At 71.7% G+C, this 14,588-nt stretch carries 13 protein-coding genes and 2 pseudogenes; 7 read left to right on the plus strand and 8 right to left on the minus strand.

Annotation, left to right across the window (positions count from 1 at the left end; genetic code table 11):
• Nucleotides 1–68: 68 nt before the first annotated feature.
• Both JWP64_RS18150 and JWP64_RS18155 read right to left on the minus strand, forming a co-directional pair.
• The gene (locus JWP64_RS18150; RefSeq protein ID WP_297498559.1) at nucleotides 69–227 is read right to left on the minus strand and encodes a hypothetical protein; all 159 of its coding nucleotides are present in this window, start codon (nucleotides 225–227) and stop codon (nucleotides 69–71) included.
• Nucleotides 228–657: 430 nt separating this feature from the next.
• Nucleotides 658–843, minus strand: a complete 186-nt coding sequence (locus tag JWP64_RS18155; protein ID WP_297498562.1) for a CsbD family protein — start codon at nucleotides 841–843, stop codon at nucleotides 658–660.
• A 663-nt stretch (nucleotides 844–1,506) separates the two neighbouring features.
• On the opposite strand from JWP64_RS18155, the gene JWP64_RS18160 reads away from it, so the two are divergent.
• The 3 genes from JWP64_RS18160 to JWP64_RS18170 are packed head-to-tail and all read left to right on the plus strand — an operon-like array spanning nucleotide 1,507 to nucleotide 4,694.
• A complete protein-coding gene (locus JWP64_RS18160; RefSeq protein WP_297498565.1) occupies nucleotides 1,507–3,864 on the plus strand; it encodes a molybdopterin cofactor-binding domain-containing protein in 2,358 nt (785 codons plus the stop codon).
• Nucleotides 3,865–3,874: 10 nt separating this feature from the next.
• Nucleotides 3,875–4,345 (plus strand): (2Fe-2S)-binding protein, encoded by a 471-nt coding sequence (locus JWP64_RS18165; protein WP_297498568.1) that lies wholly within the window; start codon nucleotides 3,875–3,877, stop codon nucleotides 4,343–4,345.
• A 58-nt stretch (nucleotides 4,346–4,403) separates the two neighbouring features.
• On the plus strand, nucleotides 4,404–4,694 hold the full coding sequence (locus tag JWP64_RS18170; protein ID WP_297498570.1) for a hypothetical protein: 291 nt from the start codon (nucleotides 4,404–4,406) through the stop codon (nucleotides 4,692–4,694).
• A gap of 310 nt (nucleotides 4,695–5,004) precedes the next feature.
• Here the strand turns inward: JWP64_RS18170 and JWP64_RS18175 are convergent, their stop codons facing one another.
• Complete coding sequence (locus tag JWP64_RS18175; RefSeq protein ID WP_297498573.1) at nucleotides 5,005–5,208, minus strand: hypothetical protein; 204 nt, start codon at nucleotides 5,206–5,208, stop codon at nucleotides 5,005–5,007.
• Between the two features lie 662 nt (nucleotides 5,209–5,870).
• On the opposite strand from JWP64_RS18175, the gene JWP64_RS18180 reads away from it, so the two are divergent.
• On the plus strand, nucleotides 5,871–6,281 hold the full coding sequence (locus tag JWP64_RS18180) for a DUF6640 family protein (protein ID WP_297498576.1): 411 nt from the start codon (nucleotides 5,871–5,873) through the stop codon (nucleotides 6,279–6,281).
• A gap of 10 nt (nucleotides 6,282–6,291) precedes the next feature.
• The gene (locus tag JWP64_RS18185) at nucleotides 6,292–7,773 is read left to right on the plus strand and encodes a protein adenylyltransferase SelO (protein WP_297498579.1); all 1,482 of its coding nucleotides are present in this window, start codon (nucleotides 6,292–6,294) and stop codon (nucleotides 7,771–7,773) included.
• Between the two features lie 40 nt (nucleotides 7,774–7,813).
• Here the strand turns inward: JWP64_RS18185 and JWP64_RS18190 are convergent, their stop codons facing one another.
• Both JWP64_RS18190 and JWP64_RS18195 read right to left on the minus strand, forming a co-directional pair.
• Nucleotides 7,814–8,656, minus strand: a complete 843-nt coding sequence (locus JWP64_RS18190) for an alpha/beta hydrolase (protein ID WP_297498582.1) — start codon at nucleotides 8,654–8,656, stop codon at nucleotides 7,814–7,816.
• A gap of 7 nt (nucleotides 8,657–8,663) precedes the next feature.
• On the minus strand, nucleotides 8,664–9,647 hold the full coding sequence (locus JWP64_RS18195) for a methyltransferase (protein WP_297498585.1): 984 nt from the start codon (nucleotides 9,645–9,647) through the stop codon (nucleotides 8,664–8,666).
• 369 nt (nucleotides 9,648–10,016) lie between these two features.
• Between JWP64_RS18195 and JWP64_RS18200 the strand changes: the two genes are divergently transcribed.
• The gene (locus tag JWP64_RS18200; RefSeq protein ID WP_297498588.1) at nucleotides 10,017–11,363 is read left to right on the plus strand and encodes an amidohydrolase family protein; all 1,347 of its coding nucleotides are present in this window, start codon (nucleotides 10,017–10,019) and stop codon (nucleotides 11,361–11,363) included.
• A 279-nt stretch (nucleotides 11,364–11,642) separates the two neighbouring features.
• On the opposite strand, the gene JWP64_RS18205 is transcribed toward JWP64_RS18200, so the two are convergent.
• Nucleotides 11,643–13,001, minus strand: coding sequence for an MFS transporter (locus JWP64_RS18205; RefSeq protein ID WP_297498592.1), 1,359 nt, complete (start codon nucleotides 12,999–13,001; stop codon nucleotides 11,643–11,645).
• A 155-nt stretch (nucleotides 13,002–13,156) separates the two neighbouring features.
• On the opposite strand from JWP64_RS18205, the gene JWP64_RS18210 reads away from it, so the two are divergent.
• Nucleotides 13,157–13,987: an LLM class F420-dependent oxidoreductase gene (locus JWP64_RS18210; protein ID WP_297498595.1), complete on the plus strand. Its 831-nt coding sequence runs from the start codon at nucleotides 13,157–13,159 to the stop codon at nucleotides 13,985–13,987.
• A gap of 7 nt (nucleotides 13,988–13,994) precedes the next feature.
• Here JWP64_RS18210 and JWP64_RS18215 read toward each other — a convergent pair.
• Both JWP64_RS18215 and JWP64_RS31580 read right to left on the minus strand, forming a co-directional pair.
• Nucleotides 13,995–14,351: pseudogene (locus tag JWP64_RS18215) on the minus strand (SDR family oxidoreductase); the annotation flags it as partial.
• Nucleotides 14,352–14,448: 97 nt separating this feature from the next.
• Nucleotides 14,449–14,538, minus strand: a pseudogene (locus JWP64_RS31580) (hypothetical protein); the annotation flags it as partial.
• Between the last annotated feature and the right edge of the window lie 50 nt (nucleotides 14,539–14,588).

A 14,588-nucleotide genomic window follows, 5' to 3' on the forward strand; every position in this document is an offset into this window, starting at 1 on the left:
CGCATACGGAAGCGGGGCCACTGCTCCTGTCATCGGGCCGGCCCGGTCAGGGCCGGCGACCGGTCGTGCTACCAGCCGCCCTTGCCGTGGCGGTCGTGGTCCTTGCCGCCCCAGCCGCCCCAGCCCCAGCCCCACTTGTGGTCGTCGTGGCCCCAGCCCCAGCCGCCCCAACCACCCCATTTGCGGTCCCGGTCCTTGTGGTCGCCCCAGCCACCCCAGTCGCTCATTGCTGATCCCCTCACCCTGTGTTGCATCAACAGGAACGCGGTCGCAGTCCTGTGCGGCAGGCTCGGTCGAGCTTCCGGGCCGTCGCCCCGGCCTTGCCGGCGCACGCGCCTCGAGATCACGGTCCGGCGGCCCTCTCGGGACGTCGGATCCGCGCTGCCACCGGTAGACAGCCACCGGGCGGCCGACAACGTTTCACCGCGCACGCGGCACTACCCGGTTGCGCGCTCCGACCCCCGAAAGGTGCACGGACGCTGCATGGAGGATTCCCGCGATCGCGAGGGGCCCCACGCCAGACGAGCGACCTCATGGTGCCGACAGAAGGTAAACGCTTTCGATGTCGGCTGCCGGGCTCCCTCGGCGTAGACGAGACGGGTCCGGACACACGAGCGGGCCGGACCCCCGTGAGGGTCCGGCCCGCGGGTGGGACGGCTACTTCTCGAAGACGTTCTTGGCCGCGTCCTTGACCTTCTCGCCGGCCTGCTTGACGTTGCCGGAGGCCTGGTCGGCCTTGCCCTCGGCCTCGAGGCCCTCGTCGTCGGTGGCCTTGCCCACGCCTTCCTTGGTCTTGCCCTTCAGCTCCTCGGTCTTGTTGTCGATCTTGTCGTCGAGTCCCATGCGGTCACTCCCTGAAGACGTAATGGCCACCTGGGACGCGCAAGACGCGTCCTCGGCCGCCGGGGTCATGGAGGTTCCCGTGGGAGGCCATCGACAAACGCGCCGCGATGGCCGGCACTCGTCGGCTCGGTCCGGAGCTTCCGCCTGCACCCGTGCAGCCCGCCGACAACCCGTGCGGTCCCGCCCCGGGTGCCGTTGCGCGCCTATGCCGCCAGCCACCGGATCGTGCGCCCCGCGGAGCGATCCGGTGGCTGTACTCGGCGGGCCGGACTTCACGAGGGAGGACGGTGCGCCGCAACGTATGCGGGGGCTGACCTGGGACGTCACCGATCGCTGGCAGAGCCCGCCTGCCGGTCAGTACGCCGCGACGCGGTGGGCGGCGCGGAACCCGATTCCGATGTAACCCGATCGGGTAGTTCCGGTCAAGGTCGACCGATCGCAGTTGCGGGTCTGATTGGCGAGTAGCGCCGCATATGAGGCGGCCGGTGGTGGCTACCTGCGCTTTCTCGCCCGCCAGGCCCGTCGCCGCCTCTCGAGTACGACATTCCTCTCCGACACGCCGACGTATCTGTCGAACGATCACGCCGTTGAGCAGGGCACACAGTCTTTCGGCAGGGCCCGCTCCCCCCTTCGCGGTCCGCCGGCAGGTCGGAGAGGACAACGATGCCCGCTCATCGCGCGCCCACCACGCAGCGGAGCCCGGACGAGAAGGCCGGTCTGGGACGCCACGTCGCCAGCCGGCGGCGCTTCCTCGGCTACCTCATCGCCGCACCCACGCTCGTCGTGGCCGCCGAGCTCACGAGGGAGTCGCTCTGGGGCCCGTCGGAGGCGTCCGCCGCCTCGATCCCGTCGGGTCCTCAGACGCCGGAGCTCTACGACCTCCTCGACGCGCTCCGCGACGCGGCGCGGCCGACGGCGAACCTGATCCGGATCGAGGTGAACCGCGACGGCACCGTGTCCTTCGCGCTGCCCCGGTCGGACAACGGGCAGGGGATCATCACCTCGACCCAGATGATCATCGCTGAGGAGATGGGCCTCGAGGTCGACCAGGTGAAGGTCACCCTGGCCGACGCGCGTCCCGAGCTGCTGTTCAACCAGCTCACAGGCGGCTCGAGCACCACGTTCACCACCTACACGCCGATCCGGGTCGCGGCCGCGCTCGCCCACGGGCAGCTGCTGAAGGCGGCGGCCGCGGAGCTTGGGCAGGACGTGGCCGTGCTGACCAGCCGCAGTGGCGTGATCACGGGGGCGAGCGGCCGGTCGCTGCCGTTCAGCGCGCTGACGGAGAAGGCCGCCAACCAGGTGACCGAGCAGGTCGAGGTCACGCTGAAGCCGAAGGAAGACTTCCGGATCATCGGGAAGTCGCAGAACAAGACCGACGCCCGCGCCATCGTCACGGGCAAGAAGACCTTCGCCACGGACCTGCAGATCCCGGACGCGCTCCCGACGGTGATCTGCCGGGCGCCCGACCTCAACGGGTACCCCGAGGACGTCGACAACATCGACGAGGTCCGCTCCATGCCGGGCGTCACCGACGTCGAGATGGTCGGCACCGGCGTGGCGGTGCGGGCGAAGACGTTCGGGCAGGCCATCGACGGCGTCAACGCCCTGCGGGTGCAGTGGGCGGCGGGCACCGTGGCGGGCGAGAACGACGAGTCGGTGCTCGCGCAGGTCAAGAAGGCCGAGCTCCCGCTGGCCGTGCCGGCCGCGGGCGGCGCGACGGTCGAGGGCGCCTTCACGTTCTACTTCCGGAGCAACAGCTCGCTGGAGACGAACTGCGCCATCGCCGACGTCCGCTCGGACCGGGCCGAGGTCTGGGGCCCGATGAAGAACCCGATCGCGGCCCAGGCCGAGATCGCGAAGAAGGTCGGGCTGCCCTCGAGCGCGGTGACCGTGCACGTCACCGAGGGCGGCGGTTCGTTCGGGCGCAAGCTGTTCTTCGACGCCGCGCTGGAGTCGGCCGAGGTGTCGAAGAAGATGGGCAAGCCCGTCAAGCTGATGTGGACCCGCGCCGACGACTCCCGCCAGGGTCGTGTCCACCCGCTGGCCACCACGCGGATCCGCGCGTCGGTCGCCGCCGACTCGGTCCTCAGCTTCGAGCTGCGCCACACCAGCGTCGCGACCGAGGTCAACCCGGGCCTCGGCGAGCCGATCTCGGCCGCGGCGTTCAAGACGCCCGTGATCGGCAACCTCAGCCTCTCGGAGAGCATCTTCGAGCTGACGCAGGTGACGCCCTACAACTTCGGTGTGTCGACGCGGTTGCTCAACGAGGTCGACATGGGGTTCAACACCTCCAGCATGCGCAACATCTACTCGCCCGACGTGGCGACCGCGCGGGAGCTGATGGTCGACCAGATCGCGGCGAAGATGGGCAAGGACCCGTACGAGTTCCGCATGGAGTTCTTCAAGAACGACCGCATGCGGGCCGTGCTGGAGAAGGTGGCCGAGGAGGGCGACTGGGGCCGCTCGATGAAGAAGGGCACCGCCCAGGGGCTCGGCTTCCACACCGAGTACAAGGGCGTCGCCGCCTGCCTGGTCGAGATCGACTGCCGGCCGGAGACGGTGAACCGGAGGATCCGCCAGGGCGTCACCGGTCCGCGCGTGACCAAGGTGACCTACGCCGTCGACGTCGGCCTGGTGATCAACCCGCGCGGGATCGAGGCCCAGATGATGGGCGGGATCAACGACGCGCTGGCGATGACCCTGACCTCCAGCCTGCACCTGGACGACGGGCACTTCGTCGAGGCCAGCTGGGACAACTACTTCTACACCCGGCAGTGGAACACCCCGCCGGAGATGAACATCATCGTCATGGACTCGACGGCAGACGAGCCGGGCGGCGTCGGCGAGTTCGGCGTGGCGGCCACCTGCGGCGCGATCGCCTGTGCCTACGCGCGGGCTACCGGGAAGCTCCCGGAGTACTTCCCGATCAACCACAAGGACCCGCTCCCGTTCGAGCCGTACCCGACCGTGCCGCCGATCCCGCCGTCGCCCACCAACGGCCTCGAGACCACGTACTGAGGAGCGCGACATGCCCACGCAGACCTTCAAGCTCAACGGCAAGTCCGTCACCGTCGACACCGACGACGACGTCCGTCTCCTCTGGGTGATCCGGGACCTGCTCGGCGTCACCGGTCCGAAGTACGGCTGCGGGATCAACGTCTGCAAGGCCTGCACCAGCCACATCAACGGCAAGGCGTTCAACCCGTGCTCCGTGCGGGTCTGCGACGTCAAGCCCGACGACGAGGTCACGACGATCGAGGGGCTCGCCGACGGCGACGAGCTGCACCCGATGCAGCAGGCCTGGATCGACCGGGACGTGGCGCAGTGCGGGTACTGCCAGCCCGGCCAGATCATGGCCGCCGTGGCCAAGGTCAAGCAGTGCCAGGCCGAGGGCCGCGACCTGGACGAGGACGCGATCGAGGAGATCCGCAACATCTGCCGGTGCGGGACCTACAACCGCATCCGTGAGGCGATCAAAGCCGGCGCCGAGAACATGTGACGCGGGGTCCGGTCGGATCCCGGACCCGACACTGTCGAACGACTCGAAGGATGTACTGATGAACGCACGCACGCGTCGCTCGCTGATCGCGGTCGCCGTCGGGGTCGCGGTCCTGCCGCTCGTCGGCGTCGGAGCCGCCTACGCGGCCCAGGACACCCAGAGCCCGTTGCAGGGGGTGGACGCCGGGCAGGCCACGGCCGAGACGGCGGTCCGGTCCTTCGTCGACGGCGTCAACGGGGACAACCGTCCCGACGGCGCCAACGGCCTGGAGAGCGAGTTCATGCAGCTCGACCCCCGCTTCGTCGAAGGCCCGGCCGGTGGTCTGGTCAAGAACGGACCCCTCGAGTAGCCGACCGGATCGGCTGTTCTCCGGCGGCCTGCTGTCGGCGAGTGGTTGCAGCGGCGCCCCTCCTCTGACACCGTGTGTACGGCAGGGTCGGGAAGGGCGCCGCGCTGGCGCGCCGCCGCGACCGATCCGCTCTCCCGCGCCGACTGGGGCGAGATCGAGTGGGCCCGCCCCGCCGCGGGCCACGCCGTCGCGCCGTCGTGGTGGGGCCAGGACGTCCCGCCGATCGGCAGCATGTGGGAGATGGCCTTCGGCGTCCGGCATCCCCGGCGGGCGCGCGGGTGTAGCCGACGGCGCCGGCTCCACCGGAGGCTCAGTGGCCGGCGGTCCGGTTGGGTGCGACGACCTGCGCGCCGTAGCTGCGCAGGGCGTCGAGTGCGGCCTCGCCACCGTCCGGCGGGATGTGCACGAACACCGAGGTCACCCCGGCCTTCGCATACCGGTCGAGCTCGTCGAGGTGCGCGCCGGGATCGGGCATCCCGCCCGCCTCGGCCGGCGCGGGCCCCTCGAGCTGCACCTCGAGCCCCGCGGGGTCGCGGCCGGCCTCGGCGAACCGTGCACGAAGCTCCGCGACGACGTTCTGGACGAGATCGCCGTCCGGGTGCGCCGGGATCCCCGGCGCGTGCTGCCACTCGTCCTGTTGCCGGTCCTGGGTATCGGCGGCGGCGGGTTCGGCGACGATCGCGGAGCGGTGATCCGCGGTCTGCTCGACGTCGCGGACGACGTGGTGCCAACGCGGGCCAAAGCTCCTGGCGGACGAAGTCGCGCCGGGCCAGCACGATGCTCTCCGGGTGGCTGACGTCCCCGGCCGAGGCCGCCGGGGCGCGGCAGCGGCTGTGGACGGGCGAGCTCGACTGGGTCCGGATACCGGGTACGTGCCTGGCCGAGCGCGCCCCGGTTCCTCGACGTCTTCCTCGACGCCCTCGCCGGTGCGAGCACCGATGCCTCCTGGGTCCTTGACGGCCGGTTCGAGGCGCTGTTGGTGGACGGGGAGGTCGCGACGGCGCGGGACGCCCGCGCGCTCTGGCCCGGGATGCCGGCCCGGGAGCCGTGGCGGGCACTCCGCGCCGAACTGGCCCGCCACGGGGCACCGACAGCTAGGGAGTGTCTGAGGGACGCGGGACGGCGTGCGTTGCTACGGTCGGCCTCGTGCGACCTGGACGCGTCATCCTCTGTTCGGTGTCCGGCCTGACCGCCGTGGGTGGCTTCCTCGCGGACTGGAACCGCACCCATCTGTTCAATCCCGCGTGGCCGCCGCACGCGAAGTTCCACGACGCCCAGACGATCGCGCTCGGGTCCCTGCTCGGTGGGGGAGGCCTGTACCTCCTGCGGCGCGGGGGAACCGGCTCGGATCGGGATCTCGCGCTGGGAGCCGCCCTGCCGGCGCTGTTCTGGGCCGCGCAGGGCGCCGCGTTCGCCTTCCCCGGCGCCGAGGGCATGGAGGCGGAGTTCCCCGGGCTCGTCCCCCGCGTCCGGGGGGTCTGGATCAACGAGAGGTTCGCCGGCGGCACGATGCTCGCCCTCTCGGCGGTCGGCTACGTCCTCGAACGCCGGCGGCGGACCCGGCGTGACCGCGGAGCGTCGGGTTAGCCTCGGTGCCATGAGCGTCGCGGTCGGGTCGTTGTTCACGTTCGACAACTCCTATGCCCGTGAACTGGGGGCCCTGTGCGAGCCCTGGCAGGCGGCGCCGGCTCCCGCGCCCCGGCTGCTCGCGCTCAACGGGGAGCTCGCCGCGGAGCTGGGTGTCGACGCCGAGGCGCTGAGAGCACCGGAGGGCGTGGCCGTCCTCGTCGGCAACGCCACGCCCGAGGGGGCGTCGCCGGTGGCCCAGGCCTACGCCGGCCATCAGTTCGGCGGGTACGTGCCCCGCCTCGGCGACGGCCGAGCACTCCTGCTCGGCGAGGTGCTCGACGTCCACGGACACCGGCGCGACCTGCACTTCAAGGGGTCGGGCCGCACACCGTTCGCGCGCGGAGGGGACGGGAAGGCGCCGGTCGGGCCGATGCTGCGGGAGTACCTGATCGGTGAGGCGATGCACGCGCTCGGCATCCCCACCACCCGCGCGCTCGCGGTGGTGGCGACAGGCGAGCAGGTGGTGCGGGAGACGATGCTGCCCGGCGCGGTGCTGACCCGGGTCGCGTCGAGCCATGTCCGCGTCGGCACGTTCCAGTACGCGGCGGCGCGCCGGGACCCCGAGCTCGTGCGGCGCCTCGCCGACCACGTGATCGCCCGCCACCACCCGGACGCAGCCGAGGCGGAGAACCCGTACCTCGCGTTCTACGAGAGCGTCGTCGACGCACAGGCGTCGCTGATCGCCCGCTGGATGCTCGTCGGGTTCGTCCACGGCGTCATGAACACCGACAACATGACGATCTCCGGCGAGACGATCGACTACGGCCCCTGCGCGTTCATCGACGCGTTCGACCCCGCCACCGTGTTCAGCTCGATCGATCACGGCGGCCGCTACGCCTACGGCAACCAGCCGGGCATCGCGCAGTGGAACCTGGCGCGGTTGGCCGAGACGCTGCTGCCCCTGATCCACGAGGACACGGACACCGCTGTCGAGGCGGCCACCGACGTGCTGTCGTCGTTCGCGGACCGCTACGGCCGGTACTGGGGCAACGGGATGCGCGCCAAGTTGGGCATCGCGGACGCCGAGGAGGAGGACGACCCGCTGATCGAGGACCTGCTGGCGCTGCTGAAGGCGCAGAGGGTCGACTTCACCTCGTTCTTCCGGGCGCTGTCGTCGTCGCTGCTCGGAGACGCGGCGTCCGCGCGAGCGCTCTTCGCCGGGCCCGACGCCTTCGACGCATGGTCGGGCCGGTGGCGGGCACGGCTGGCATCCCGTTCGGTCGACCCGCGGGAGACCGCGGAGGCTATGGACCGGGTCAACCCCGTCTACGTCCCGCGGAACCACCTGGTGGACGACGCGCTCGGCGCGGCGACCGCCGGCGACCTGGAACCCTTCCATCGGCTGGTCGACGTACTCGCCCGTCCGTTCGAGGCACGGCCCGGTCTGGAGCCGTACGCCCTACCGGCGCCGCCGAGCTCCGGCACCCATCGCACGTTCTGCGGTACCTGAGAGGCGCTGGTCCGCTGCGGCCTCAGGGCTTCGAGGCGGCTCACCCGGAGGAGCGGGTTCGCTCGGACAGGAGCGGTCGCAGCGCCGCGGCGAACTCGTCGGGCCTGCCGACGAACCCGCTGTGGTCTCCGGGGAGCGGGACGAGAGGTGTGCCGAGGGCCGTGGCCAGCGCCTCGGCAGCCCGCCAGGGAGTTCGACCGCTCGATTCCGTTCCACCGGCCACCACGATCCGCGTCGACGCGGCGCGCAGGGCCTCGACGTCCGGCCGGTAGTGGACGACGGGACCGACCACGTGGGCGAAGAACATGTCGAGGTTGCTCATCATGCGGCCCAGCGCCGCCTGCTCGCGGGGGTCGTGCGGCGAGGGTGGCGCCGGCATGCCATCGCCCATCCCGGTGTCCGCCAGGAAGCGGGTCAGCGCGGCGAGGGGGCCGTGGTCGCGGTGGATCTCCCGCAGTTCGTCGTTCCTTCTCCGGTGGTGGGCACCGTCGGGGAGCAGTTCGGTCACGGGAGGCTCGTGGGCGACGAGCGTGTGGACCTGCTCGGGATGCCGGGTGACGAGCTCGAGTGCGGTGACCGCGCCGGCGCTGTTGCCGAACACCGCGGCCGGTCCGGACCCGAACGCGGCCAGCAGCCGGTGCGCGTCGTCGGCCTGCGTCGCCACCGTGATGTCGGCCGGCGGGCCGTGGAGCGGGCTGCGTGAGGTGCCGCGCGGGTCGTAGGCGACGACGGTGTAAGAGCCGACGAGCAGCGGTGCGATGCCGGCGAACGCGCCGGCGTCCCCGGCCCCGCCCGGGATGAGCAGGAGTACCGGGCCGAACCCCTGGACCTCGACGTGGAGGCGGGCGCCCGGCACCTGCAGGACGGACGTCACGAGTGCCACGACCGGCTCAGCCGGCCGGGACGGCGTCGATCACGGCACGGCCCGGTCCGGCGGGGACGATGCTCTCGAGGCGGAATCCGGTCTCCTCCAGCAGTGCTGTCCACTCGGCCTCGGTGCGTTCCCGGCCGCCCGCGGACACGAGCATCATCATGTCGAGGAACTTGGTGAGCGGGTCCTCGTTCGGAGGGCCGACGACGGCGTCGATGATCAGTACCCGGGCGGACGGGTCCATCGCCTCCCGCACCCGGCGCAGGATCCTGGCCGCGTCCTCGTCCACCCAGTCGTGCAGCACCCGCAGCAGCACGTAGGCGTCGGCGCCCTTCGGGACCTCGGCGAAGAAGTCGCACTCCACGAGGGTCACCCGGTCGGCCACCCCGGCGGCGTCGAGGACCACCGGCGCGCCGGCGAGGACCTCGGGCTGCTCCGCGAGGATCCCGCGGACGGCGGGATGGGCGTCGAGCACCGCCGCGAGCATCGTGCCCGTGCCCCCGCCGATGTCGGCGACGAGGTCGTACGTCCCGAAGTCGTGGGCGGCGAGGACGCCGTCGGCGTAGGAGTCGGCCATCGTCCTCATCGCCGCGTCGAAGACGACGCCGTCCTGCGGGTTCCTGCGGCGGTGCTCCCACACGTCCGTACCGAGCGTATGGACGGCCGCGTTCCCGCCGGTCCGGACGCTGTGGCTCAGCTCGCCCCAGGCTCGCCACTGGTAGTCCGCGCAGAACATCCGCACGGCGGGATCGACCGACTGCGGATGGTCGCGGCGGAGGAGCTCGCCCATGTCCGTCAAGGAGAAGCGGCGCTCGTCGTCCTCGTGGAAGACGCCGATCGAGGCCAGCGCGCGCAGGAGGCGGTAGAGCGACGGCTCGTCGGTGCCCGTCGTCGTGGCCAGGTCGCCGACCGTCCGTCTCCCGCCGCCCAGGAGGTCCGCTATCCCGAGCTCCGCGGCGACGGCCAGGGCTTGTGATCGCTGATAGCCCCGGGCGATCCCCATGAGCGTGGCGTAGTGCCGATCTCCTGAGCCCGCCACTACTGCCCCCGAACGGTCGGTGTGCACGGCTGTCCGGAAGGACTCGTCCTGCCCGTGATGAATGTGAGGGGGGCGCAGTGCTCGACGGCCGCGTTCGTGCCCGAGATATCGGGCCGTCCCGATTCCGGAGTCCGGCCCGAGGAGCCCCCATTGACGGAACGGGGCGCCCGGCAGAAGCTTGGGTGCACGTTCCAGGACGGTGACGCGGACCACAGCGAGTGTCGTGGGGAATCGCGCGGCCGGACGGAAGACCACCTCACCGGGGAAGCGGCCGGGGCCTGCACCCCTCGAACCCGACACGACGCCCGCATCACCACCTCACCAAGGAGTGACATGCTCAACGCCGAGTCCATGCTCCTCGTCAACGGCCGGATCTTCGACGGCACCGACGAGGAAGTGATCCCCGACGGTGCCATCTGGGTCGAGGGCGACGAGATCCGCCGCGTCGGTTCGATGGACCAGTTCGACGACGTGGACGAGAATGTCCCCCGCATCGACCTGGGCGGGCGCTTCGTGATGCCGGGTATGACGGAGGCGCACAGCCACCTGTCGTACTTCAACGCGTCCAGCCTGCAGGACCTGGACATGAACTGCACCGCCGAGGCCACCACGATCTACGCGGTGGAGAACGCGCGGACGATGCTGCGCTGCGGCTACACCTCGGCGAACAGCTTCGGGTCGCTGCACGCGGTCGACGTGGCCGTCCGCAACGCGATCAACTCCGGGATCGCCCCCGGGCCGCGGTACGTGGCCTGCGGCCGCGACGTCCTCGGCACCGGCGGGATGATCGACTGGAACCCGGACCACCTGCAGCTCGGGATGGACGGGCTCGCACTGCTGGCGGACAACCCGTGGGAGGTCCGCAAGGTGATCCGCTCGGTCCGCAAGTCCGGCGCCGACACCGTCAAGGTCTACCTCGACGGCGAGGGCATGATCGAGTCCGACCTGCCCGGCGAGCTCTCCTACACCCAGGAGGAGGCCGACGCCGCGGCCGACGAGGGGCACCGCCGCAACCTGCGGATGCTCTGCCACGCCCGCTCGGCGGACGCCGTGATCATGGCCATGAAGGCCGGGTTCGACGTGATCGGGCACGCCAACTACCTCAACGACGAGGCGCTCGACCGCATGCGCGAGGAGCGGCACCGCATCTTCGTCAGCCCCGCCATCCACTGGCAGGTCGGGCTCTACGAGAACGGCGCCCAGTTCGGCTTCAGCCACGATGTGCTCGACTCCATGGGCTACAAGGAGGAGATGGTCGAGACCATCGCCAGCGTGGCCAAGATGAAGGCGGCGGGCATCCGGGTGCTGCCCGGCGGCGACTTCGGCCTGGCCTGGACCCCGCACGGCACCTACGCCCGGGACCTGCAGAACTTCGTCGAGATGTTCGGCTACACCCCGCGCGAGACCCTCGTGGCCGCCACCCGCGACGCCGGTGCCCTGGTCGACTTCGGGGGCAAGGTCGGCACGCTCGAGGCGGGCAAGTTCGCCGACATCGTGGTGGTCGACGGCGACCCGCTCACCGACATCACGGTGATGCAGGACCTCGACAAGATCACCACGGTCATCAAGGGCGGCAAGTTCTTCCACAACACTCTGCCCTCCGGCCCGCGGTTCGACCTCGGGGCGAAGCCCGGGATGAGCGTCGCCGAGAAGGAGAACGTGCTGGCGTCGGCACAGTGACCGGGCTCGACGTCGCCGCACTGCGCAGGGCGGCGGCGGCGAAGCAGGACACGATCGGCCCCTGCAACCGGCGGTGCAGGGAACGTGGTGAGTGCGCATTCGGCCGGTCCGACCCGCCGGGGAGCTACTGCCGGGAGCGGCGGCCGCCGCGGCGCGGCGAGAGGGAGGCCGGGGCGGCGGAAGCCGCGGGGTAGCTCTCGTCGACCCCGGGAGTCGGACAGATCCGCCCCCCGGCCCGTGTCACGCGCGCGGGCCGGGGCTGTGGTCAGGCACCGCCGGTCAGGTCGGGTGCTCCGTTCGGTTCCCCCCGAGCAGCAGCGCGATGCCCAGGATCGGGAGCAGGACGAGGACGGCGACCGCGGTGCCGATGCCGAGCGGCGCGGCGAGGCCGCCGACGACCGCGGCGCCGATCCCGGCCCCGGTGAGGAACGCGAGGGTGGCGACGCCGAGCGCTCCGCCGCGTCGCTCGGCGGGTACCGCCCCGCTCACCGCGGCGGTCATCGCGGGCTGGCCGATCCCGAAGGCGACGGTGTTGAGCACCACGGCGACGAGGAGCAGCGGGGTCACGTCGTACCAGGCCCCGACCGCGGCCAGGATCAGCCCGACCGCGGTCGTCGGGCAGGCGACGAGCAGCGTGCGGCGGGGGCCGAGGCGGTCGAGGAGCGTGGTGGCGAGGCGCGGCGAGAAGAGCCCGACCGCGGCGGCCGGGACCATGAGCAGCCCGATCGTCAACGGGGTCCAGTCGCGGGCCGCGAGGGCGATCGGGATGCCCAGCAGGAGTGCGAACCAGCTCGCGGGCACCGCGGCCGCGGCGAGTGCCGAGCGGACGACCACCGGGTTGGTGACCACGGACCGGGGCAGGAAGCCCTCCGGCCGGGAGCGGACGCGCAGCACCACCGCCGGCGCCCCGACGACGATCAGCGCAACACCCGCGAACGCCGCGCCGAGCCCGGCGGAGGGGGACTGGATGGCCAGGACCAGGCCGGTCGCCGCGACGGCGACGGCGAGCGCGCCGAGCAGGTCGATCCGCGCCCCGTCGCCCGGTATCCGCGCAACGCGCCAGAGATGGGGCACGGCGAGCAGTCCCACGGCCGGCAGGGCGATCGCCCACCGCCATCCGCCGAGGCCCTCGACCGCGCCGCCGACGAGCGGGCCGAGTGCGGAGAGGACGGCGCCGGTGCCGGCGAGCCGGCCGAGTGCCGCGGCGCGGGCGTGGCCCTCGTAGCGGGCGCTGATCAGGGTCGTCGCGAGGACCGGGATCGCGGCCGCCCCGATGCCTTGCACGACGCGGGCGGTGAGGAGGACCGCGATGTTCGGGGCGAGCGCGGAGCCGATCGCGCCGGCGGCGAGCAGCGCGATCCCGGTGCACAGGGGCCCCCGGACCCCGACGGCGTCGGCGATCCGGCCCTGCAACGGCGTGGACACGGCGAGCGCGACGGCGTAGATACTGATCACCCACGCGGCGTTCGCCGTGGAGATGCCGAGCTCGCCCGCGAGCTGGGGCAGCGCGACCGTGAGACCCGAGGTGCTGGTGCCGGCGAGGCCGAAGAGCAACCCGAGGACGACGGCGAGGACCCCGGGCGACGGTCCCGTGGCGGCGTCGGGTCGCGCGGAGGCGGTGCGGGGGAGTGGCGGCACCGTCGAATCATCGCCCGCCGAGGCCTCCTGTGTTCCCGATCCGGCGGCCGTTTCACTCATGCAGCAGGCCATGATCACGAGGGCCGGGTGACTCTGAATCGGTTGACCGGCCCACTGCCGGACGCCGACGCCCCCGATCTGGTAGGTGTCGAGGGATGAAGTTCGGGATCGCCACGTTCATCACCGACGAGGGAATCGGCCCGGAGGCGCTGGGGCGCGCACTCGAGGAACGCGACTTCACCTCGTTGTTCATCGCCGAGCACTCCCACATCCCCGTGAGCAGGGAGACTCCGTATCCGGGCGGAGGTGATCTTCCGCGGATGTACTACCGCACGCTCGATCCGTTCGTCGCCCTGTCCGTGGTCGGCACCGTGACCTCGCGGCTCGTGCTGGGCACCGGCATCGCGCTGCTTCCGCAGCGGGACGTCATCCACACCGCCAAGCAGGTCGCGAGCCTCGACCTCGTTTCCGGCGGCCGGGTCGCCTTCGGGGTCGGGGTGGGGTGGAACCGCGAGGAGATGCGCAACCACGGCACCGAACCCACCACCCGCGGTGCGCAGATGGACGAGCAGCTCGCGGCGCTGATCGAGATCTGGACGAAGGACGAGGCGGAGTTCCACGGGAAGTACGTCGACTTCGGCCCGATCTACGCCTGGCCGAAGCCCGTGCAGAAGCCCCATCCGCCCATCTACCTCGGCGGCGAGAGCGAGGCGGCGCTGCGCCGGCTGGCGCGCTTCGGCGACGCGTGGCTGCCCCGCGCGCACACCCCTCCCGACGAGATCCGCCGCGTCCGGGAGTGGCTGGCCGAGCAGGGCCGCCAGAACGTGCCGTTCACGGTGTACGCCGCGAATCCCGATCCGGAGATGGTGGACGGCTACGCCGAGGCCGGGGTCGACGAGGTCACGCTGAACCTCGAGACCCTCCCCGAGGCCGAAGCCCTCCGCGAGCTCGACCGGCTCGCCGAGTTCGCCGCCACCCGCCGCTGAGGCAGGCTCAGCTGCCGGGTCCCTGCGGGTACTTCAGCAGCGAACCGGCGTCGACGCGGATCTGCTGCCCGGTCACGTAGCGGGCCTCGTCGGAGGCCAGGAACAGGACGAGGTTGGAGATGTCGACCGGCTCGACGTAGGGGATCGGCATGGCCTGGAAGGTTGTGAACGCCGGCTCGACGTCCTCCCGGGTCGGGTTCTCGAGGTCGGGCCGGAACATGCCGTAGAGGCCGTCGTTGTGCAGCAGGTGCGTGTTGACATTGGCCGGGTGGACGGCGTCGACACGGATGAACCTCGGCGCGAGGTGCAGGGCCATCTGCTCGACGGAGCTCATCAGGATCCGCTTCGCCCAGCCGCAGCCGGCGCTGCCGGGGGCCCATCGCGGGGTTGTCGGTCGTGTCGGGCAGCATCGCCGCGGTCGACCCGGTCACGACGACCGACCCGAAGTTCGGCAGGTGCGGCACGGCCACCGCGACCGCGTTCATCACGCCGATGAGGTCGACGTCGGTGGCGTCGACGAAGTCCATCGGGTCCGGGTCGCCCATGGCCATCGGCAGGATGCCGGCGTTGGCCACGACGACGTCGAGCCTGCCCAGCTCCG

Origin of the sequence: Pseudonocardia sp., assembly GCF_025465255.1 — a bacterium.
Taxonomy (GTDB): Bacteria; Actinomycetota; Actinomycetes; order Mycobacteriales; family Pseudonocardiaceae; genus Pseudonocardia.

Bases quoted from the DNA above. Each gene is read 5' to 3' on its own strand.
- JWP64_RS18150 (WP_297498559.1), bottom strand. From the start codon at position 227: ATGAGCGACTGGGGTGGCTGGGGCGACCACAAGGACCGGGACCGCAAA.
- JWP64_RS18155 (WP_297498562.1), bottom strand. From the start codon at position 843: ATGGGACTCGACGACAAGATCGACAACAAGACCGAGGAGCTGAAGGGC.
- JWP64_RS18160 (WP_297498565.1), top strand. From the start codon at position 1,507: ATGCCCGCTCATCGCGCGCCCACCACGCAGCGGAGCCCGGACGAGAAG.
- JWP64_RS18165 (WP_297498568.1), top strand. From the start codon at position 3,875: ATGCCCACGCAGACCTTCAAGCTCAACGGCAAGTCCGTCACCGTCGAC.
- JWP64_RS18170 (WP_297498570.1), top strand. From the start codon at position 4,404: ATGAACGCACGCACGCGTCGCTCGCTGATCGCGGTCGCCGTCGGGGTC.
- JWP64_RS18185 (WP_297498579.1), top strand. From the start codon at position 6,292: ATGAGCGTCGCGGTCGGGTCGTTGTTCACGTTCGACAACTCCTATGCC.
- JWP64_RS18195 (WP_297498585.1), bottom strand. From the start codon at position 9,647: ATGGGGATCGCCCGGGGCTATCAGCGATCACAAGCCCTGGCCGTCGCC.
- JWP64_RS18200 (WP_297498588.1), top strand. From the start codon at position 10,017: ATGCTCAACGCCGAGTCCATGCTCCTCGTCAACGGCCGGATCTTCGAC.
- JWP64_RS18210 (WP_297498595.1), top strand. From the start codon at position 13,157: ATGAAGTTCGGGATCGCCACGTTCATCACCGACGAGGGAATCGGCCCG.